Origin of the sequence: Pradoshia sp. D12 (assembly GCF_008935075.1) — a bacterium.
In the GTDB taxonomy this organism is placed as follows: Bacteria; Bacillota; Bacilli; order Bacillales; family Pradoshiaceae; genus Pradoshia.
In genome coordinates this window covers 3,171,635-3,190,728 of record NZ_CP044545.1, presented here as the reverse complement: position 1 = coordinate 3,190,728, position 19,094 = coordinate 3,171,635, and the positions used below count along the sequence as shown (strand labels likewise).

General features: G+C 37.4%; 23 protein-coding genes. 15 read left to right on the top strand and 8 right to left on the bottom strand.

Annotation, left to right across the window (positions count from 1 at the left end):
- Positions 1-22 precede the first annotated feature (22 nt).
- Positions 23-823, bottom strand: coding sequence for an NAD kinase (locus F7984_RS15315; RefSeq protein ID WP_066108994.1), 801 nt, complete (start codon positions 821-823; stop codon positions 23-25).
- Between the two features lie 131 nt (positions 824-954).
- Here F7984_RS15315 and sppA point away from each other — a divergent pair, with 131 nt between their 5' ends.
- The 9 genes from sppA (at position 955) to F7984_RS15270 (ending at position 8,241) form a co-directional block, all read left to right on the top strand.
- Complete coding sequence (gene sppA, locus F7984_RS15310) at positions 955-1,956, top strand: signal peptide peptidase SppA (RefSeq protein ID WP_140462222.1); 1,002 nt, start codon at positions 955-957, stop codon at positions 1,954-1,956.
- Between the two features lie 12 nt (positions 1,957-1,968).
- On the top strand, positions 1,969-2,454 hold the full coding sequence (locus tag F7984_RS15305; protein ID WP_077248180.1) for an RDD family protein: 486 nt from the start codon (positions 1,969-1,971) through the stop codon (positions 2,452-2,454).
- 138 nt (positions 2,455-2,592) lie between these two features.
- Positions 2,593-3,231, top strand: a complete 639-nt coding sequence (locus F7984_RS15300; RefSeq protein ID WP_139892795.1) for a DUF2953 domain-containing protein — start codon at positions 2,593-2,595, stop codon at positions 3,229-3,231.
- Between the two features lie 45 nt (positions 3,232-3,276).
- The gene (ytfJ, locus tag F7984_RS15295; RefSeq protein WP_066108985.1) at positions 3,277-3,750 is read left to right on the top strand and encodes a GerW family sporulation protein; all 474 of its coding nucleotides are present in this window, start codon (positions 3,277-3,279) and stop codon (positions 3,748-3,750) included.
- Between the two features lie 122 nt (positions 3,751-3,872).
- Positions 3,873-4,373 carry a thiol peroxidase gene (gene tpx, locus F7984_RS15290; protein WP_066108980.1) on the top strand — a complete coding sequence of 167 codons (501 nt, stop codon included), beginning with the start codon at positions 3,873-3,875 and terminating at the stop codon, positions 4,371-4,373.
- 165 nt (positions 4,374-4,538) lie between these two features.
- Positions 4,539-5,525, top strand: a complete 987-nt coding sequence (locus F7984_RS15285) for a class I SAM-dependent methyltransferase (protein ID WP_139892796.1) — start codon at positions 4,539-4,541, stop codon at positions 5,523-5,525.
- A 203-nt stretch (positions 5,526-5,728) separates the two neighbouring features.
- Positions 5,729-6,916: an acetate kinase gene (locus F7984_RS15280; RefSeq protein ID WP_066108974.1), complete on the top strand. Its 1,188-nt coding sequence runs from the start codon at positions 5,729-5,731 to the stop codon at positions 6,914-6,916.
- Positions 6,917-7,168: 252 nt separating this feature from the next.
- The gene (locus F7984_RS15275; RefSeq protein ID WP_139892797.1) at positions 7,169-8,002 is read left to right on the top strand and encodes an EcsC family protein; all 834 of its coding nucleotides are present in this window, start codon (positions 7,169-7,171) and stop codon (positions 8,000-8,002) included.
- A 47-nt stretch (positions 8,003-8,049) separates the two neighbouring features.
- Positions 8,050-8,241, top strand: a complete 192-nt coding sequence (locus tag F7984_RS15270; protein WP_139892798.1) for a hypothetical protein — start codon at positions 8,050-8,052, stop codon at positions 8,239-8,241.
- 30 nt (positions 8,242-8,271) lie between these two features.
- Here the strand turns inward: F7984_RS15270 and F7984_RS15265 are convergent, their stop codons facing one another.
- On the bottom strand, positions 8,272-8,586 hold the full coding sequence (locus F7984_RS15265; protein WP_066108968.1) for a hypothetical protein: 315 nt from the start codon (positions 8,584-8,586) through the stop codon (positions 8,272-8,274).
- 227 nt (positions 8,587-8,813) lie between these two features.
- Between F7984_RS15265 and F7984_RS15260 the strand changes: the two genes are divergently transcribed.
- Positions 8,814-10,022: an argininosuccinate synthase gene (locus F7984_RS15260; RefSeq protein ID WP_066108966.1), complete on the top strand. Its 1,209-nt coding sequence runs from the start codon at positions 8,814-8,816 to the stop codon at positions 10,020-10,022.
- Entirely contained in the window at positions 10,019-11,392 is a 1,374-nt protein-coding gene (gene argH / locus F7984_RS15255; protein WP_139892799.1) for an argininosuccinate lyase, read from the top strand. The genes F7984_RS15260 and argH overlap by 4 nt, the downstream gene beginning before the upstream one ends.
- 65 nt (positions 11,393-11,457) lie before the next feature.
- Here argH and F7984_RS15250 read toward each other — a convergent pair whose 3' ends face one another.
- Positions 11,458-11,928 carry a universal stress protein gene (locus F7984_RS15250; protein WP_066108961.1) on the bottom strand — a complete coding sequence of 157 codons (471 nt, stop codon included), beginning with the start codon at positions 11,926-11,928 and terminating at the stop codon, positions 11,458-11,460.
- 295 nt (positions 11,929-12,223) lie between these two features.
- The gene (locus tag F7984_RS15245; RefSeq protein WP_066108958.1) at positions 12,224-13,315 is read right to left on the bottom strand and encodes a M24 family metallopeptidase; all 1,092 of its coding nucleotides are present in this window, start codon (positions 13,313-13,315) and stop codon (positions 12,224-12,226) included.
- Between the two features lie 132 nt (positions 13,316-13,447).
- Here F7984_RS15245 and F7984_RS15240 point away from each other — a divergent pair, with 132 nt between their 5' ends.
- On the top strand, positions 13,448-14,125 hold the full coding sequence (locus F7984_RS15240; protein WP_140462223.1) for a metal-dependent hydrolase: 678 nt from the start codon (positions 13,448-13,450) through the stop codon (positions 14,123-14,125).
- A 159-nt stretch (positions 14,126-14,284) separates the two neighbouring features.
- Here the strand turns inward: F7984_RS15240 and F7984_RS15235 are convergent, their stop codons facing one another.
- Positions 14,285-14,734, bottom strand: a complete 450-nt coding sequence (locus F7984_RS15235) for a hypothetical protein (RefSeq protein WP_140462224.1) — start codon at positions 14,732-14,734, stop codon at positions 14,285-14,287.
- Positions 14,735-14,985: 251 nt separating this feature from the next.
- Here F7984_RS15235 and F7984_RS15230 point away from each other — a divergent pair, with 251 nt between their 5' ends.
- Positions 14,986-15,234 carry a hypothetical protein gene (locus tag F7984_RS15230; RefSeq protein WP_140462225.1) on the top strand — a complete coding sequence of 83 codons (249 nt, stop codon included), beginning with the start codon at positions 14,986-14,988 and terminating at the stop codon, positions 15,232-15,234.
- A 59-nt stretch (positions 15,235-15,293) separates the two neighbouring features.
- On the top strand, positions 15,294-16,601 hold the full coding sequence (locus F7984_RS15225) for a CBS domain-containing protein (RefSeq protein ID WP_066108946.1): 1,308 nt from the start codon (positions 15,294-15,296) through the stop codon (positions 16,599-16,601).
- A 69-nt stretch (positions 16,602-16,670) separates the two neighbouring features.
- Here F7984_RS15225 and F7984_RS15220 read toward each other — a convergent pair whose 3' ends face one another.
- The gene (locus F7984_RS15220) at positions 16,671-16,973 is read right to left on the bottom strand and encodes a YtpI family protein (RefSeq protein ID WP_066108943.1); all 303 of its coding nucleotides are present in this window, start codon (positions 16,971-16,973) and stop codon (positions 16,671-16,673) included.
- Positions 16,974-17,121: 148 nt separating this feature from the next.
- Between F7984_RS15220 and F7984_RS15215 the strand changes: the two genes are divergently transcribed.
- Positions 17,122-18,069 carry a DHH family phosphoesterase gene (locus tag F7984_RS15215; protein ID WP_066108940.1) on the top strand — a complete coding sequence of 316 codons (948 nt, stop codon included), beginning with the start codon at positions 17,122-17,124 and terminating at the stop codon, positions 18,067-18,069.
- A gap of 43 nt (positions 18,070-18,112) precedes the next feature.
- Here the strand turns inward: F7984_RS15215 and ytrI are convergent, their stop codons facing one another.
- Both ytrI and F7984_RS15205 read right to left on the bottom strand, forming a co-directional pair.
- On the bottom strand, positions 18,113-18,613 hold the full coding sequence (gene ytrI / locus F7984_RS15210; protein WP_066108937.1) for a sporulation membrane protein YtrI: 501 nt from the start codon (positions 18,611-18,613) through the stop codon (positions 18,113-18,115).
- Positions 18,610-18,945, bottom strand: coding sequence for a sporulation membrane protein YtrH (locus F7984_RS15205; RefSeq protein ID WP_066108934.1), 336 nt, complete (start codon positions 18,943-18,945; stop codon positions 18,610-18,612). Before F7984_RS15205 ends, ytrI begins: the two co-directional genes overlap by 4 nt.
- Positions 18,946-19,094 lie beyond the last annotated feature (149 nt).

Sequence of the window (19,094 nt, the reverse complement as noted above, 5' to 3'; positions counted from 1 at the left end):
TTTGTTTCCTTCGTATGAAAATTTAAAGGAATGTCCTGTGGACTTTTTCCCAAAAAGAATTATTACGTAACTTTACCGTCTTGATATATCTTCCGCTCAGTTTAATATCCAATCGTTCGGTAAGATGAATACTCATCGCTTCATTATCCATCCCGATAATCGGGTAATCGTTTTCATTATCTAATACTTGAAGAGAAAGAGTACGATCTGGAGCCAAAATAAATGAAGCACCAAGCGTACGATAATGATTATTATTCATCGATGCTATTTCGCTCACCTGCATACAGTCAAGCAAAGGGTCTACAACTGCACCGTTGACCGATTTGTTGTAGGCAGTACTTCCAGTAGGTGTAGAAATTATCATCCCATCCCCACGGAATGTTTCAAATAATATGTCATCAATGTGAACATCGATAGCCATTGTTTTAATTAAAGCAGAACGGAATGTGCATTCATTTAAGCAATCAAAACTTATTTGGTTATCAACCGTTACTTCAATTGTAGGATATTTTCTTACTTCAATGACGGGCTTTGTGACTGCTTCCACCATATTTTCCGTATCATTTATGTAGAAATCACAATACATATTTAATTGCTTGTTTAATGAAATGCCTGCATACAGGCAATCCTCTCTGAAGCCTGTCTTACGTACTGCCTGAAGAAATGTTCCGTCATCTCCTACACTAACGATAATATTAGCATCTTTATGTTCATCTACAAGTTCGAATCCGTAGTTGCTTGCATTATCCTTTAATTTATTGACCTGATCCACCATTTCTTGACCTTGCTTGTAATAAAAAAAGATATTTCTGCGTTCCCCCATTTTGTTCCCTCCTTGTAGGTTAGTATTGGTACTCCTGATTATAGGTTTACCAAAATAAGGTGCTATAATAATTCTATCATGAATAATAAGAACATTAAAACTACTTAAAGCATGATTGGGGGACAATTTGTATGAGTAAAAAAAGATGGTTGGCACTTGGAATAGCAGCGGTGATATTTTTTGTATCCGTTCTTATGAATGCTATCTCAACATTTTCAAGTGAAGAGTCTGCTATGACAAATTTGTTTGAGGATACATTATTTGAGGAGGATATCATTGAAGAAGGGGATGTGAACAGTCAAATTGTTGTCATGGATGTAGAAGGAGTCATTCAGGACACAGGTGAGGAAGAAAGTTATTTTACGGCTGAAGCCTATAATCACCGATCCTTTATGGAAAGATTGAATGCCATTAAGGACAATGATACGGTCAAAGGAATTATTTTACGCGTCAACAGCCCAGGTGGAGGTGTCGTGGAAAGTGCGGAAATACATAATAAGTTAATGCAAATTAAAAAGGAAACAAAGAAACCAATATATGTATCAATGGGTTCACAGGCTGCATCTGGAGGTTATTATATTTCAACACCGGCCGACAAGATATTTGCCAGTCCGGAAACAATGACAGGGTCACTCGGAGTCATTATGCAAAGCTATAACTTTAAAGGGTTAGCTGAAAAGTATGGAATCGACATGGTCACTATTAAAAGCGGTAAATTTAAGGATCTTATGAATCCATTTAGAGAAGTGACAGAGGATGAAAAGGAAATTCTTCAATCGATGGTTACCAGCTCCTATGATCAATTCGTGAAGGTCATTGCGGAAGGGCGCAGTATGCCTGAGGATGAAGTAAGAAAAATTGCTGATGGGCGTATCTACGATGGCCGTCAAGCAAAGGAGATTAATTTAATTGATGAGCTTGGTTATTTAGAGGATGTAATTGCCGATATGAAAAAAAGTGAAAATCTAAAAGGTGCACAAGTGGTTCGTTTAGTTGGATCAGATAGCCTAAGCTCATTATTTTCGATGAAAATGCAGCAATGGGCAGGCGTGAATGATGAGGTAAGCACGATCAAAAGCCTAATGACTGAAAATCAATCGCCACGGATGATGTATCTATATTCTGCGAATTAAGGAGGGTGGAAAATGGAAGATTATCAAGAAGAACTGACTTTAGACGAACAGATACAGCCTCCTGACTCTATTCCAAACCATCTGCGTGCAGGATTTTGGATGAGATTCTGGGCTTATCTCATCGATCTTATAGTAATTGGCAGCATAAGTCGATTATTTATCAATCCGATATTCAGACTGTTTGATATTTCTATGGATAATACGGGTATCTTCTCAGCTTATACCATAGTTGATTCGATAGTATTTTTCGGGTATTTCATTCTTACTTCCAAATTTTTAGCCCAATCTCTAGGAAAAATGATTATGGGTCTTAGAGTGGTATCATTGGATGGAACGCCTTTGGATTGGAAAACAGTAATTTTTAGAGAATGGATTGGCCGATATATCTCCGCTGTACTTATGCTCGGTTATATCGTTATTGCATTTAATCCAAAGAAACAGGGCTTTCATGATATGTTCAGTGATACAGTTGTTGTGTTGGAAGAGCGCGGTAAATAAATACAGGTTATAAAGGACTCCTTCTGTTAGAAGGGGTCTTTTTGCTATCTCGACGTTAAAAAAGTCAATGAGAAGTTTAGATTCAGTTATGATTGACCATACTGTTTGTTTGATGACGTACTCGGGAGGATATAAACGATGAAGCTTTTATTACTGATTTGTATAGTTGTGCTAATCCTTATATCCGTCTTTTTGCTTTCGAAAGTAACGATACATATTGAATATCATCACACTCAGGAAAAGAATAAGGCAATTATAAAGATTCAATTATGGAGAGGCCTTATCCACTATTCTAAAGTAGTACAGCTGTCTGACGAAAAATATCAGCCTTCTTCTTATCGAGAAAGTACTTATCGACAACAAAATCAATCAAACCAAAGTGAATCCTCTGCTGATGAATCTTTATCTATGGATGGTGTTCAAGCTGCCTTTCAGAATCTGAAGGAAATGCTTTCACAATTTAGGAGTTATCAAGAAACTGTAAAAAAATTCACCTCTAAAATACAAATGACAGATTTGCAAATGGAAATTCATTACGGTACAGGTGAAGCATCAACAACAGCAGTGGCAACCGGAGCATTATGGGGGTTAACTGGCGGAGCTATTGGTATCATCAGTCAGTATTTTTCATTAATGATACCTCCTAAAATCGATATTATCCCATATTTCTCAGTCAAGAAACCATTTGAAACGAAAATCGAATGCATAGCCCGTGTCCGAATGGCAAAAACTATAGTTGCAGGATGGAAGCTAGCGCGTTTAATGCTAAGGGAATAGGAAATGAAAATTTGAAATAAGCAAAACTATGCAGGAGGTTATAAAATGTCCAATCATCCAATTGAAGGTCTTATGAATTCAGCAATGGAAAACTTAAAAAGTATGATTGATGTTAATACGATTATTGGTGATCCCGTAGAAACTCCTGATGGCAGTGTGATAATGACTGTGTCAAAGGTTGGATTTGGCTATGCAGCTGGAGGCAGTGACTATCAAATTAGCCGAGGAGGAAGCCAGGGTACTGGCGAGGAGAAGCGTCATCCATTCGGTGGAGGAGCTGCAGGTGGTGTTTCAATCACACCGATTGCGTTTCTAATTGTTAATGCTCATGGTGTAAAAATGCTTCATCTTAATGAGAGTACACATCTAATCGAAAAAATTCTTGATTCAGCTCCGATTGCTATGGATAAGGTAGAATCAATGATTTCGAAGGTAGGGAAAAACAATAAAAAAAATAACTCTAATTCTCAGGATGCTTCAGATTCCTCTTCCAATGAATCAGGGAATAGCTTTATGTGATTGTTAGTAAAGTTTTATCATAACCACATTCCATGCGAATGTGGTTATTTTTTTACAAAGAGTTTGAATATCTCTATACTTAAGAATGTAGAGAATATATCGGAATATAAGGAGGAATTGGTGTGGCAACAGTAACATTTAAAGGTAATCCGGTTACATTGATTGGTAAGGAAGTAAAAGTAGGTGACACTGCACCTGATTTTACAGTGTTGGCTAATGATTTATCCCCAGTAACATTGAAAGATACAGATGGAAAAGTAAGAATTATTAGTGTCGTACCTTCTTTGGATACAGGCGTTTGTGATACTCAAACAAGAAAATTCAATGAAGAGGCAGCAAAAGCAGGGGATGTTGTTGTAATGACAGTAAGTATGGATCTTCCTTTTGCTCAAAAACGCTGGTGTGCAGCAGCAGGTTTAGAAAACGTCATAACGGTTTCTGATCACCGAGACGCTTCTTTTGGAGAGGCTTACGGAGTACTAATGAAAGAATTACGTTTATTGGCACGTGCTGTTTTTGTAGTTGACAGCAATAATAAAGTGACATATGTGGAATATGTACCGGAAGGCACTACGCATCCGCAATATGAAGCAGCGCTTGAAGCAGCTAAAGCTGCAAAGTAAAAAGCTCTATATAAACTTTCTGCCCCTTAAAGTTAGACAGGCTTTTCTAACGTTTAAGGGGCGTTTTTAATGAACGTATTTTTTTTGAATGATTAGACTTGTCCTTTATGAAACGTAATACTACAATGGGGAAAGTAAAATGCACAAAAGCTGGAGGAACTTAAAATGATCACAACAAATGTTGAATCTATATACGAATTGATAACATCTACCGCAACTATAATACAGGACGAACTAGGGATTACAGAGTTGGAAGCCATCGCTGAAACAGGAGAAAATTGGTTCCATAATGCCGTGCTTCAGGAAGAATTGAGTGAACTGGCAGTCAAACGTTTGAAAAACAGCTATCAGGATAAACCTTTGGAGCAGTTTAGTAAAGAAGATATCCGTAAAGGTTGGCAATTGGCAGTATTAAAATCCAGCAGATCTAATGTTCAGGCAAATCATCAAATGACTCCGGATGCCTTGGGATTTCTATTTGCTTATCTGCTCGAAAAATTCACCAAAAATCAAGATACGTTAACGATTACTGATTTGGCAGTCGGAACAGGTAACCTTCTGTTTTCTATTTTAAATTCACTGGATAAAAAGGAGCTAGATGCTACAGGTGTTGAGGTCGATGAAACTTTAATTCGACTCGCCTATTGTGGAGCTAATCTCATCGGCCATCCTATCCAATTTTTACATCAGGATAGCCTGCAGCCGTTGTTTATTAACCCTGCAGATGCAGTAGTTTGTGATTTACCGGTAGGCTATTATCCAAACGATCAGAGAGCAGCCGATTTTAAAGTGAAATCTGAAAATGGTATGTCATATGCCCATCATTTATTAATTGAACAAAGCTTCACGTATTCAAAAGAAGGGGCATATCTATTTTTCCTGATTCCTAATGATCTTTTCAACACAGTTGAAGCAAAGGCTCTTCATCAATTTATTAACGAAGAGGGATATATTCAGGGGATGATTCAGCTGCCTGAAAGTTTATTCCAATCGAAGCAATCGGCTAAAAGTATTCTTATCCTGCAGAAAAAAGGGAAAGATATAAAAGCACCAAAGCAGGTTTTGCTCGTCAATATGCCGAAGCTATCTGACAGGGCAGCTACAGCTTCCATGTTAAGTAAAATTGATGCATGGATAGAAGAAGAAAAGTAAAAGAAAGTTTTATTACCGTTATATAAATTTTTTGACAAGTTAGAATTGTTTAAATAAAATAATATTATTGTGAAAACGGTAACAAAGTAATTTCGGCTTGCGAGAACGCTTGTTCAATGTTTTAATTGGAATCGAGAACATATAAAATAAGCAGTTACCGTGTAACATCGATGCTATTCATAAATGTAAGGAGCAGAGAATATATGTCAAAAATAATCGCGATTAATGCTGGGAGTTCCTCTTTGAAATTTCAATTATTTGAGATGCCTGAGGAAACTGTAATCACTAAAGGGATTGTAGAAAGAATCGGACTTCAAGACTCCATTTTTACAATTACAGTAAATGGAGAAAAGAAAACGATGGTTACAGAAATACCTGACCATTCCGTTGCTGTAAAGCTTTTGCTTGAAAAGCTTACTGAATATAAAATCATCAATTCCCTTGAAGAAATTGAAGGAATTGGACACAGAATCGTACATGGCGGAGAAATCTTTAAGGATTCTGCTGTTATTACGGATGAAGTATTGGAGCAAATTGAAGACTTGGCTGAATTAGCGCCGCTTCACAATCGTGCGAACGCAACTGGTATCAGAGCTTTTCGTGAAGTATTGCCAAACGTACCAGCGGTTGCTGTTTTCGATACAGCATTCCACCAAACAATGCCTGAAAGCTCTTATCTGTACAGCTTGCCATACGACTATTATAAAGAATACGGAATCCGTAAATATGGTTTCCACGGAACTTCTCATAAATATGTATCCGAGCGTGCAGCTGAGCTATTAAAACGTCCTCTAGAGCAATTGCGTTTAATCTCCTGCCACTTAGGTAATGGAGCAAGTATTACCGCAATTGAAGGCGGAAAATCTATCGATACAACTATGGGATTCACTCCATTGGAAGGTTTAACAATGGGAACAAGATCCGGAAGCTTAGACCCTGCCTTAATCCCATTCTTAATGGCTAAAACAGGTAAAACAGCTGATGATGTAATCAATATTCTTAATAAAAAATCCGGTATGCTTGGTGTTTCCGGTTTCTCCAGCGACTTACGTGATATTGAACAAGCGGCTGAAGAAGGTAACGAGCGCGCTGAATTGGCTATCTCTAAATTTGCTGATGGTATTCACAAATATATTGGATCCTACGCAGCGAAAATGAACGGGGTAGATGCAATTATCTTCACAGCTGGTATTGGTGAAAATAGTTCTGAAATCCGTGCGCGTGTATTAAAAGGTTTAGAATTCATGGGCGTATATTGGGATCCAGCTTTAAACAATGTACGTGGAAAAGAGCAATTTGTGAACCATCCATATTCACCAGTTAAAGTTATCATTATCCCAACTGATGAAGAAGTAATGATTGCCCGTGATGTGGTACGTTTAACACATTAATAACTTGCATAATTTTAGTTTAATGATAAAAGGAATTCGGACTAGAGCTTTATAGCTCCTAGTCTGAATTCCTTTTTTGTGTTTAGTGCTATTAAATTCACTCAGGAGTATTCAAATGGATGATGTTATCTTGCGTTATTCTTATATCTGTTCATTCATAGGACTTCTGTACAGCTATTTTCGAGAATATAGGAATTGGTACGATATGTGATATACTTTTTGTATCAGACCATTTAAAGAGGTGATCATTATATGGCGTTGACGAAACGGGATCAGGAAATTTGGATGGAAATAAAAGAGTGGGAAGCGGAGATGAAGGCAAGTGAGCCAACCGATTTTGAAACATATTATGATCGGTGGATAGAGAATATGTTCACGCTGTTGCCGGAGAGTACACAACAGGAGTTTTTCTCGAAAATGGATAATTGGTTATTTCACCTGCACTCCATGATTCATGAGTCTCAATTCCAACTTGATGCAAGGAATCGTATACTTACAAATGCCCGCGTTTTTGATGAAAATATATCAACACTAAAAGACTTAAAAGAGCTTTCCATTGATCAGTTGGCCTATATCGCTGAACAGCAAGTGGCCAGACATCGGATGTATTCTCTCGTTCAGGGAGGTATTTCGGCTGTAAATGGAGGGGTGGCTTTAGCAGCGGATTTGCCGGCTCAAATGGTGATCAATTTAAGGAGTATTCAGCTGATTGGAATTTCATATGGTTTTGAAATGAACACCCCATATGAAATTATGATTTCACTAAAGGTATTCCATGCTGGTACAATGCCAGAACGTATGCAAAAGTATTTCTGGGAGACCTTAATGGAGGATTTGGATCATTCACCTTCTTATTTCTATGAAGGGGAAGATGAGTTGAGCAATGTTTTTTGGTTTGATCAGCCTATTAAACAAATGATGAAGGTGATGGCTATATATTTCTTTAGGAAAAAGGTATTTAAGGGAATACCAATTCTAAGCATGGCTATCGGTTCAGGTGCTAATTATCGTCTAACAAAAAAAGTTACGGATTTTGCAGATAAATTTTATAAATATCGTTACTTAAGTGAAAAAGAGAACCTTTGATAGATGTATCAACCGTGTGTAGCTACATATAGGGAGTAAGCTCTCGAATGGATATGGTTGTAACTGATATAGGTCTTCAGCAGATTTCAACTGATTTATTTAAAATACCCGGATCTAAAAAAGTTTGTAAATTAGTATTGGAGAAATTAACTTTCCAGAGCATGGACATTTCATCGGGAAGTAAGGGAAGATTAAATTGCATAATTTATGAATATTATCAAAAAAACCGCCCACAATAATGGGCGGTTTTTTTGATAATAGACCACAAATTATAAATGTTTTTTTCCTGTTAAATCCTGTTCAGTTCTGTACCAAATCCATAAATCATTTATGATTGAGGCATGTTCAGCAATTTCGTAATTTAGAGTACATGAAACCTCAAAATCATCTTCATCATTTAACTGATTTAATTTATGATTAATAATCCGTTCAATATCCTGTATACGCTCTGGGATCTCCCCTCTAATTTGTTCCCAACGGTTTAGGATGGCTTTTTGTACAATAGGAGGGTAGACAGCAAAGTCCAATTTCAGGTGAGGAATCGGTATACCCAGACGTTCATCGTATATGAAAAAATCCTCCATTTTAATTCACTCCCAATGTTCATTCATACAAATAGTTTACACAATCTGGCTAATATATACGAATTTCTTTTGTAATTTATAATAGCGGAAAGTTACAATGATTCGGCATAAAATAAATTTTCAGGAAATACTTGAAAAAGTCACATAATGTTGGTAAAGTGAATAACATATTCTAATTGCATAAAAACATTTTTATTTGAATAAATATACATCGGAGGGGAACGTTCATGAATAAAAATAAAGTAGTACTTGCCTATTCAGGAGGATTAGATACATCAGTTGCTATTTCCTGGTTAAAACAAAAGGGGTATGACGTGGTAGCATGCTGCCTGGATGTAGGCGAAGGCAAAGATTTAGATTTTATAAAAGAGAAGGCTATTAAGGTTGGTGCCTGTTCTTCCTATGTTATAGATGCCAGAGAAGAATTTGCTAATGATTATGCGTTAGTAGCTCTTCAGGCGCATGCAATGTATGAGGGGAAATATCCATTGATTTCTGCTTTATCCCGACCATTGATTGCAAAAAAACTTGTTGAAGTAGCGGAAAAAGAAAATGCTGTTGCTGTGGCACATGGCTGTACAGGAAAAGGGAATGATCAAGTACGTTTTGAAGTATCAATTCAAGCTTTGAACCCTAACTTGAAGGTACTTGCACCGGTTAGAGACTGGAGCTGGTCTCGCGAGGAAGAGATTGAATATGCAAAACAAAATAATATTCCTGTACCGATTAATTTAGATAGCCCATACTCAATTGACCAAAATTTATGGGGACGCAGTAATGAATGCGGAGTTCTTGAGGATCCCTGGGCAGCCCCTCCGGAGGGAGCGTATGATTTAACAACAGCTCTTGAACATACTCCTGATACACCAGATATTATTGAGATTACGTTTAAAGAAGGAGTACCTGTTGCATTAAATGGAGTTGAATCTCCTTTAGCCGCATTAATCCAGAATCTTAATAATCTTGCTGGTAAACATGGTGTTGGCAGAATTGATCATGTGGAGAACCGTTTGGTTGGAATTAAGTCAAGGGAAGTATACGAGTGTCCTGGTGCATTAACTTTAATTAAAGCGCACAAAGAACTGGAAGACCTAACAATGGTTAAAGAATTGGCACATTTTAAGCCTGTAATTGAGAAGAAATTAACTGAACTCATTTATGAGGGCCTATGGTTTTCACCGCTGAAAGATGCTTTGATTGCCTTTTTGAAACAATCTCAAAGCTTCGTGACTGGCGTAGTACGTGTGAAATTATTTAAAGGTCATGCTATTGTGGAAGGTAGAAAGTCTGAATACTCTCTTTATAATGAAAACCTGGCAACCTATACTTCAGCTGACGAATTTGACCATGCGAGTGCGGTTGGATTTATCAATCTATGGGGACTGCCTACAAAAGTAAACAGTCAGGTTCACAATCAAAAGAAGGTGACAGTGTGAAAAAACTGTGGGGAGGCAGATTTACGAAAACTGCCGAAGAATGGATTGATTCCTTTGGCGCCTCCATCGCGTTTGATCAAGAATTAGTGATGGAAGACCTCGAAGGAAGCCTTGCTCATGTGACAATGCTTGGAGCCTGTGAGATTCTCTCGAAAGAGGAAGTCGAGTTAATTAAGAATGGATTGTACTCTTTAAAAGAAAAGGCGGAAAAAGGAGAGCTCTCTTTTTCTGTAGATTTTGAAGATATCCATTTAAATTTGGAAAAATTACTTATTGATGAAATTGGGCCGGTTGGAGGTAAATTGCATACTGCCAGAAGCCGTAATGACCAGGTGGCAACGGACATGCATTTATATTTACGTTCCCAGGTCAATGAAATCATCGGCGGAATTACAGAATTCCAAAACACGCTGATTCAGGTGGCCGAAAGGCATATCGAGACAGTTGTTCCGGGATATACTCATTTACAAAGAGCCCAGCCTATTTCATTAGGGCATCACTTTATGGCCTATTTTTGGATGCTTCAGCGAGATAAAGAACGTTTACAGGACAGCCTGAAAAGGATTAATCTCTCGCCTCTTGGAGCAGGCGCGTTGGCTGGTACAACATTCCCAATTAATCGGGAATTGACTGCTCAGCTGATGGGGTTTGATGGAATCTATGAAAATAGCTTAGATGCTGTAAGTGATCGTGACTTCATCGCAGAGTTTTTGAATAATGCATCATTGATCATGATGCATCTATCCAGATTCAGTGAAGAAATTATTTTGTGGTCCAGCCAAGAGTATCGGTTTATCGAATTGGATGATACGTTTTCAACAGGATCAAGTATTATGCCACAAAAGAAAAATCCGGATATGGCAGAGTTGATTCGCGGTAAAACCGGACGTGTGTATGGAAATGCCTTTGGGTTATTAACTCTCTTAAAGGGCTTGCCACTGGCTTACAATAAAGACATGCAAGAGGACAAAGAAGGCATGTTTGACACGGTTATCACACTAAAAGGATCTTTGAAAATTTTTAATGGAATGATAGAGACTATGAAGGTTCATACAAATGTGATGAAGGAAGCAGTTTATAACGATTTTTCAAATGCGACCGAGTTGGCTGATTACTTGGCAGCTAAGGGAATCCCTTTTCGTGAAGCGCATGAAATTGTCGGTAAATTAGTTCTATATTGTATACAAAAGGGGTACTATCTACTCGATCTTCCATTAGAAAAATTAAAAGAAGCATCCAATCTAATTGAGGAAGATATCTATGAAGCTTTGAAACCGGAAGAGGCTGTGAGAAGAAGAAACAGCTCTGGTGGTACTGGCTTTAATCAGGTAAGACTGGCTATTGATAAAGCAAAGAGTTTAGTGGAATAAGAGCCTCATACAATAAAAATCCCATGCGCGGCGCATGGGATTTTTATTGTTAATTACGTGTATACTTACTTTGCTGCAGCTTGATCCACAGGTTTATCATCGGAACGAATAACCATTACGTCGCATTTTGCATAACGAATAATATGTTCAGATACGCTTCCGATAAAGAAACGCTCAACAGCATTTAAACCGGTTGCGCCACAAATAATTAAGTCAACATTAAAAGATTTAGCGATATCTTTAGGAATTTTTACTTTTGGAGATCCAAACTCAATAGATAGAGCTACATCTCTAACACCAGCATCAAGAGCAATTTGTTTATATTCCTCTAAAAGGTCTTTTGCATATTGCTCAGCGCTCTCAGAAATAGAAATGCTGTATGCCTCAACTGCAGCAAATGTACGGTTGTCGACAACATGAGCTAAAACTAACCTAGCGTCATTTCTTTTTGCTACGTCAATAGCTTTTTTGAAAGCCCATTCTGCCTCCTGTGAACCGTCAACTGCCACAAGGATATTATTATAGGTTAATGCCATATTAATCTCCTCCTTTAAGTATATTTATATTATACTATAAATTACACGAAAAGTCGGAATATTATATGAACATATTTTGAAATGAATTATAAATATTATAAATAATACAATAACGAATATCTTAATTTATTGAATATTATTTTGAAATACTTAATGATTCAAGAAAGATAATGTCTCTCAATCCGATTAGTATTCTTTTTTAATACATAAAAAACACCCCTTAAAAGTTAGATTGGTGTCTAACTTTTAAGGGGCAGTTCATCCCCGCTGTCTGTTGGTTTATTATATAGTACTCTTAAATAGTTACTAGTTCTTTCGGGAATTTAGTAAGAATTTCTACCCCGTTTTCAGTCACATATAGATCATCCTCTATGCGAACGCCGGCTTTGCCAGGAACATAAATACCCGGCTCAATCGTAAAGACCATTCCTTCCTGAAGAGACAGTGTATTGATTTCGGTCAAGGAAGGATATTCGTGAACGCTAATTCCAAGGCCATGACCAAGACGATGAGGGAAATAGTCACCATATCCCTTATTTCTAATAATATTACGTGCTGTTAAATCTATTTCGGCACAAGTTTTTCCAGGTCGGCATGCTTCAACTGCAGCAATTTGAGCCTCAAGAACAGTGTTGTAAATTTCCCTTTGTTCTTCATTAATTTGTCCGAAAGCAACTGTACGTGTAATATCAGAACAATATCCATCTACCACAACACCTAAGTCGAATAGAACCAGGTCACCTTTTTTGACTTTCGTTTGTCCAGGAACTCCATGAGGGGAAGCGGCGTTTTCACCAGTTAGCACCATTGTTGCAAAGGACATTTCGGATACGCCTTCTCTTTTCAATTGATACTCCAAAGCAGCCAGGATTTCCATTTCTGTTTTACCCTCTGCAATTTCTTCAGTTCCGATTTTTATGGCATAGTCAGCAAGACGGCAAGCTTCTTTAATGATTTTTAATTCAGATGGACTTTTAATCATACGCAGTTGACGCATTTTTTCTTCCGCCGATATATATGTCGGCTGGTTTAAAATTGAATTAAGTCCTTCAAGTCGTTCCATAGTTAAATGTTCTTTTTCCACTGCCAGAGTTTGAATAGAAATGTTTCTTTTTTTCAGTGTTTCTTTAATAACTTCCCATGGATTTTGGGTATCAGAAATGCCAAGCACTTCATACCCCCAGCCAGCCTGTTTTGCGTCTGAAACCTCCATTTGCGGGCAAATTAAAATAGGTTCTTCAGTAGGGAAAGTAATTACTGCCAATAAGCGTTCATGAGGATCGCTATAGAACCCACTTAGGTAAAAAACATTTTCTGTAGACGTGATAAAAGCAGCATCAGCCTGTTTTTCGGTAAGCCAATTTGCCAAGTGATTTAAGTTACTCATATTGGACCTCCATAATATTTTATGTAAATGTTACTATGAAAGTAGAGTATCAATTATGCAGGATAATGTAAATTGTTAGAAAACTTAATTTAACGGGTATTTATTGAAAAAACAATGAAAGGACTGAAGGAGATGAAAGTATCTTTTCATGGCCATTCCGTAGTGAAAATCGAAACAGAGGGGAAACAATTGCTGATTGATCCATTTATTACGGGAAATGAATTGACAGATTTAACAGTGGAGGATGTAAATCCGGATTATATTTTAATTACACATGGACATGATGATCATTTGGGTGATACGGTTCAGTTGGCCAAAAAACATGATGCGTTGGTAATCTGTAATTTTGAATTAAGTACATACTTGGGATGGAAAGGTGTAAAAACACATGGCATGTCCATCGGTGGAGCTTATGAGTTTGATTTTGGAAAAGTGAAATTAACCCAAGCTTTTCACGGAACGGGGTTTGAGGATAATGGCCAATTAATATATGGAGGGATGCCTGCAGGGTTGTTGATTACAGCGGAAGGTAAAACGATTTACCATGCCGGAGATACAGGCTTATTCTCAGATATGAAGTTGATTGGTGACCGTCATCCGATTGATTTAGCATTCCTGCCGATTGGAGATAATTTCACGATGGGGCCAGAAGATGCTGCGCTGGCTGCAGACTTCCTGCACCCTAAACAAGTTGTTCCAATTCACTATAATACGTTCCCACCGATTAAGCAGGATCCATATTATTTTGCTTCCTTATGTGATTCAGAACTCGTTCGGGTTCTGAATCCGGGAGAATCTATTGAATTATAAAAATAGAGTTTTATGTGAACGGATTGTTTTTTAAGTAGAAAATGCTAAATATCAGAATAATTAATACTAGAATTAGCATTAAAATCTAACCATTTTTCATAGTGTAACCAAGAAAAGCATCGGTACTATGCCGATGCTTTTTAACTTGATTTATTTTAACTAGCGGATTTCTATTACAAAAGCATAACTTGAGTCGCCCTTTTCCCATCTTGCCGATACATCGTAACCATATACGCCTTTTTCTTTTGGCAATACGATCTTATTATCCCTAATATGTACATTCGCTGTTTTTTCATTGGTAAGCCATTGATTTACATTTAATGTATTTTCTTGCGGTGTGTTTTTGAATTCTATGTTCAATTCAGATTCAGGTGATGCAACCACAGGTTTAAATTCGTGATCTTTAATAATTTCTGGAGGAGAAGTCATATCAACACAACCAGCATTTATGAGTCCATTCCAGCAATACGAGCCTTGTGCGACCTCTACATTTTTATCTTCAACAGTTATGGTTGGTGAAGGTGGTGTTACGTTTAATAGTCCAATAACAAAATAGCCACCCATACTTAAAGTAATCAATACAATCAATGTAACCAAGTACTTTTTCATACGCTTCCCTCTTAATGGAATAATTTACTAATCAATCACTAAAATAGTTTAACATAAATTTCTAAAACACTTAGAATTCAACTGAAAAAATCCTTTATTGCACGCAAAAATGAGCAAATTCAATGTGAATTGAATTAACTTCTGCATGTATCCATAATTAATTTTGTTCTTAAAACCGAACCTGTTAGTTTTATGTGTACTTCTTTTTTTTTCGTTTATTCATATATTTATCTTATAGGAGGGATAAATCTATGAAAATTCGTTGTGGTATCAGTTTGGTAATTGGCCTGGCGATGTTATTATGGGCACTTCCATATCTATCATTTGAAGGTACTATGGAAGAAACCATTTTTTCATTCGCATGGCTTGCGCTCGCATTTAGTGTTTTGGGAGGGAACCTTTCAGCTATTTTGTACAGTGTGGGTAATAAACGAACAATTGCGCAGTCAAAAGGTACAAAAAATCCCCATATTTCCAGACAATATAAAAGGTCACATTGATTGATTGGAACGTTTCCCATTATAATAGTAATAATGGATAACGAAAAAGGGTGAATAGTTTGGCTACTAAGCATGAACAAATATTGGCATATATTGATGAACTACCGATTGGCCAAAAAATCTCTGTACGGCAAATTGCAAAAGCACTGACCGTCAGTGAGGGAACCGCCTATCGAGCAATTAAAGAAGCTGAAAATAAAGGGTATGTCAGTACGATTGAAAGAGTTGGAACCATTCGTATTGAACGGAAGAAAAAAGAAAACATAGAAAAACTGACATTTGCTGAGGTTGTTAATATCGTTGATGGACAGGTCCTCGGTGGTAGATCAGGGCTTCATAAAACTCTGAATAAATTTGTCATAGGGGCTATGGAGCTTGAGGCGATGATGCGTTACACAGAGGCAGGCAATCTTTTGATTGTCGGGAACCGTGTGAAAGCACATGAACTTGCATTAACCACAGGGGCAGCTGTGCTCATCACCGGTGGATTTGATACAGCGGATTCAGTTAAAAAACTTGCGGATGAATTGCAAATGCCTGTGATCTCTACGTCTTACGATACCTTTACTGTTGCAACAATGATTAATAGAGCAATCTATGATCAGCTGATTAAAAAAGAGATTTTACTTGTCGAAGATATTCTTATTCCAATTGAGAAAACAGAAGTACTGAAAGCAGGAAATACAGTTGAACGTTGGACTGAACTGAATAAAGCGACAAAGCATAGCCGTTTTCCGGTGGTAGATGATAATTTGCGCCTGCAGGGAATGGTTACATCTAGGGATATTCTTGGGGTTGATGCTTCCGTACAGATTGATAAAGTTATGACTAAAAATCCTATCTTTGTAGGTGAAAAGACGAGTGTAGCATCTGCCGCTCATATGATGGTTTGGGAGGGTATTGAGCTCTTGCCAGTCATTGATAACCGCAATCTTTTAATTGGAATTATAAGCAGACAAGATGTTTTAAAGGCATTGCAAATGAGCCAGCGGCAACCACAGGTCGGTGAGACGATTGATGATGTCATCGCCAATCAAATGACGGCTGTTCAGGGTAATGATAGTTATCAGTGTGAGGTGACACCTCAGATGACTAATTACTTGGGAACGATCTCGTATGGTGTATTTACAGCTATGGTAATTGAAGCAACGAATAGAGTGCTGCGAGGATATAAACGCGGTGATTTAGTTGTAGAGAATATGACGATCTATTTCTTAAAGCCTGTTCAGCTTGAGAGCAAACTCGAAATTGTACCAAAGGTACTGGAAATTGGACGGAAGTTTGGAAAAGTAGATATAGAAGTCTTCAATGAAGGAAAATTGGTCGGTAAGGCCATGATGACCTGCCAGTTATTGGAGCGTAGTTAACGATAAAAAATTGCCTTTATAGGAGCTATAAAGGCAATTTTGCATATTCACGTTATGATTATGATACGATTATTTTAGTGCCGCCTGATATTCTTCCTCAGCAAGGGGAGCATAATATTTATACATTCTTACACCGCCATATATACTCCATCCGCCAACTATGATAAAAATAGCAGCGACGATATAGGTGACAGTTGTATGAAAAAGGAATAGCTGATTAAGACCGAAAAGAGCAACAAATACACCTAAAGAGATGGATGATTTACCGGACAGATATGCTCTTTGCATAGGTAACTTGGTTCTGAAGTATTTTGTCTTATAGTAAATAAAAAACGAAAAAGACATTACAATTAAAAATACAAATATTATCATGCACTGTGCCTCCAATTGGGTTGTATGCCTATATTGTACAAGATATTGAAATATTGTACCAATTTGGAATTCGATTCCTTATCCTTGGTTGCGGGTATCATATGCATGACCATACATAAAAAATACAAAAGATAAAGGGAGAAAAGTGATGAAGGAACAGATTATAGATGCAATCAAAAAATACAATACGATTATTCTGCACAGACATGTTCGGCCAGACCCTGATGCATATGGATCACAATGTGGATTGGGAGAAATCATTAAATATTCCTTTCCAGAAAAACAAGTATTCATGGTTGGTCAAGAAGAGGAATCTTTACATTTTCTAAAGCGACTTGATGTGATTCCGGATGAAGCATATGAAGGAGCATTAGTGATTGTTTGTGATACAGCCAATCAGGAAAGGGTCTGTGATCAACGGTATACGAGGGGGGATCTTTTGATTAAAATAGATCATCATCCAAATGAGGATCCTTACGGAGATTTTTTGTGGGTTGATACATCAGCAAGCTCTTGCAGTGAAATGATTTATGAATTATATGAGTACGGTAAGGATAAAGGATTACGAATGAATCAGGAGGCAGCGCGATTATTATATGCAGGAATCGTAGGTGATACGGGTAGATTTTTATATCCAAGTACTACCGATAAAACATTTCTGTATGCCGGCGAGCTTATTCAGTACGGATTTAATCGCACGGATATATACGATGGTATGTATGATGTTGATGAAGCGGTCGTTCGTTTGAATGGCTATGTTTTTGAAAACTTTAAAATAATTGATTCAGGAGTTGGGGTAGTCGTAATTACGAAGGAAGTCATGGAACGATTTGGTGTAAAATCCTCCGGAGCATCTTCACTTGTCAGTACTTTGGGATCTGTAAAGGGAATCAAGGCATGGGTATTTTTCATTGAAGAAAATGATGAAATTCGAGTTCGTCTCAGATCAAAAGGCCCTGTTATTAATGGTGTAGCTATGAAATATAATGGAGGCGGGCATCCCTTAGCATCTGGCGCAACCATTTACAATTGGGAGGACATGAATAATGTCCTTGCAGATCTCGTACAGGTTTGTTCCAACTATGGATCCAAATAATTAAGTGGAACAGCCAGGTACCCAGAGGAGTACCCGGCTGTTCTTAAATTTGTTTGAGCGACAATGAAATTTCGATATGCGTGTATAGAATTAATTCCTGGACTTCCAATTGATAGTGCCTGCCGTTTAATTTGATATTCTTATTAATAATTGCTCTTTTAAGGAGTTCTTTTCCATGACTCACACTTTCCAAATCCTTACCTAATAAGCTTTCGAAATCTTTCTTAATACTTTGCTCTACCTCAAAAATACTGAGTGGATCCAATCTGTATTTTTTATAGTTTGTAATATGAACGGTTACTTCCTGTACGAGTAATTTACTCTCATTTTTTTTATTTAAAATTTCGTATTCATTTTGCCATATTTCAAGCTCATCGTGTAAATCTTTAATAGCATCCTGCTGTGTTTCTATTAACTGAATTTGCTTTTCCTGCAGATCACCGAACATATACAAAAAAAGCCCCCAGCTTATGATCGCCCCTATAATAACTCCTGCGAAAAAGCGTTGCCATAAGGGATTTCGATAATATGGAGGGATTCTCATGGATTTAACTGCTCCTGTGTCAGCCATTGGATAATGAGAGCACCGGCTTGAGCTCCTCCAAGGGCTGAAATAATAATCAGGATTTGTTTGAATAAATCTTTTGTCGCACCATGAAAGATTCCTCGTTCAAATGAATAGACCGCATCGAAAGTTCCGCCAATAGCTGCCACAATAGCCCAAATTCTTAAACCCTCGGATAGGCGAAACACTTGAGTTAATGGGGGTTGACCTGTTATGAAAGCAGCCAGTCCACCGATCAAAGATCCGCCAAGCAGTACGCCAAATGAAATGAAGAAACTGTTTATAAATGCTGGTAAGAAAGCCTGGTTCATTTACCTCGTCCTTTTTGTTTTTTACATATATATGAGGGAGGGATGAGTAATATGTAATTAGGCTAAAAAGTTTTTCAACTTGCATCGAACATATTTTCTTTTTGAGCATTGGACTTCTATAATAGAGAATAAGAGAGAATTTCTCCTAA

Coding starts and splice junctions, on each gene's coding strand:
- F7984_RS15315 (WP_066108994.1), bottom strand. CDS start 823: ATGGGGGAACGCAGAAATATCTTTTTTTATTACAAGCAAGGTCAAGAA.
- sppA (WP_140462222.1), top strand. CDS start 955: ATGAGTAAAAAAAGATGGTTGGCACTTGGAATAGCAGCGGTGATATTT.
- F7984_RS15305 (WP_077248180.1), top strand. CDS start 1,969: ATGGAAGATTATCAAGAAGAACTGACTTTAGACGAACAGATACAGCCT.
- F7984_RS15300 (WP_139892795.1), top strand. CDS start 2,593: ATGAAGCTTTTATTACTGATTTGTATAGTTGTGCTAATCCTTATATCC.
- ytfJ (WP_066108985.1), top strand. CDS start 3,277: ATGTCCAATCATCCAATTGAAGGTCTTATGAATTCAGCAATGGAAAAC.
- F7984_RS15285 (WP_139892796.1), top strand. CDS start 4,539: ATGATCACAACAAATGTTGAATCTATATACGAATTGATAACATCTACC.
- F7984_RS15280 (WP_066108974.1), top strand. CDS start 5,729: ATGTCAAAAATAATCGCGATTAATGCTGGGAGTTCCTCTTTGAAATTT.
- F7984_RS15275 (WP_139892797.1), top strand. CDS start 7,169: ATGGCGTTGACGAAACGGGATCAGGAAATTTGGATGGAAATAAAAGAG.
- F7984_RS15270 (WP_139892798.1), top strand. CDS start 8,050: ATGGATATGGTTGTAACTGATATAGGTCTTCAGCAGATTTCAACTGAT.
- F7984_RS15265 (WP_066108968.1), bottom strand. CDS start 8,586: ATGGAGGATTTTTTCATATACGATGAACGTCTGGGTATACCGATTCCT.
- F7984_RS15260 (WP_066108966.1), top strand. CDS start 8,814: ATGAATAAAAATAAAGTAGTACTTGCCTATTCAGGAGGATTAGATACA.
- F7984_RS15250 (WP_066108961.1), bottom strand. CDS start 11,928: ATGGCATTAACCTATAATAATATCCTTGTGGCAGTTGACGGTTCACAG.
- F7984_RS15245 (WP_066108958.1), bottom strand. CDS start 13,315: ATGAGTAACTTAAATCACTTGGCAAATTGGCTTACCGAAAAACAGGCT.
- F7984_RS15240 (WP_140462223.1), top strand. CDS start 13,448: ATGAAAGTATCTTTTCATGGCCATTCCGTAGTGAAAATCGAAACAGAG.
- F7984_RS15235 (WP_140462224.1), bottom strand. CDS start 14,734: ATGAAAAAGTACTTGGTTACATTGATTGTATTGATTACTTTAAGTATG.
- F7984_RS15230 (WP_140462225.1), top strand. CDS start 14,986: ATGAAAATTCGTTGTGGTATCAGTTTGGTAATTGGCCTGGCGATGTTA.
- F7984_RS15220 (WP_066108943.1), bottom strand. CDS start 16,973: ATGATAATATTTGTATTTTTAATTGTAATGTCTTTTTCGTTTTTTATT.
- F7984_RS15215 (WP_066108940.1), top strand. CDS start 17,122: ATGAAGGAACAGATTATAGATGCAATCAAAAAATACAATACGATTATT.
- ytrI (WP_066108937.1), bottom strand. CDS start 18,613: ATGAGAATCCCTCCATATTATCGAAATCCCTTATGGCAACGCTTTTTC.
- F7984_RS15205 (WP_066108934.1), bottom strand. CDS start 18,945: ATGAACCAGGCTTTCTTACCAGCATTTATAAACAGTTTCTTCATTTCA.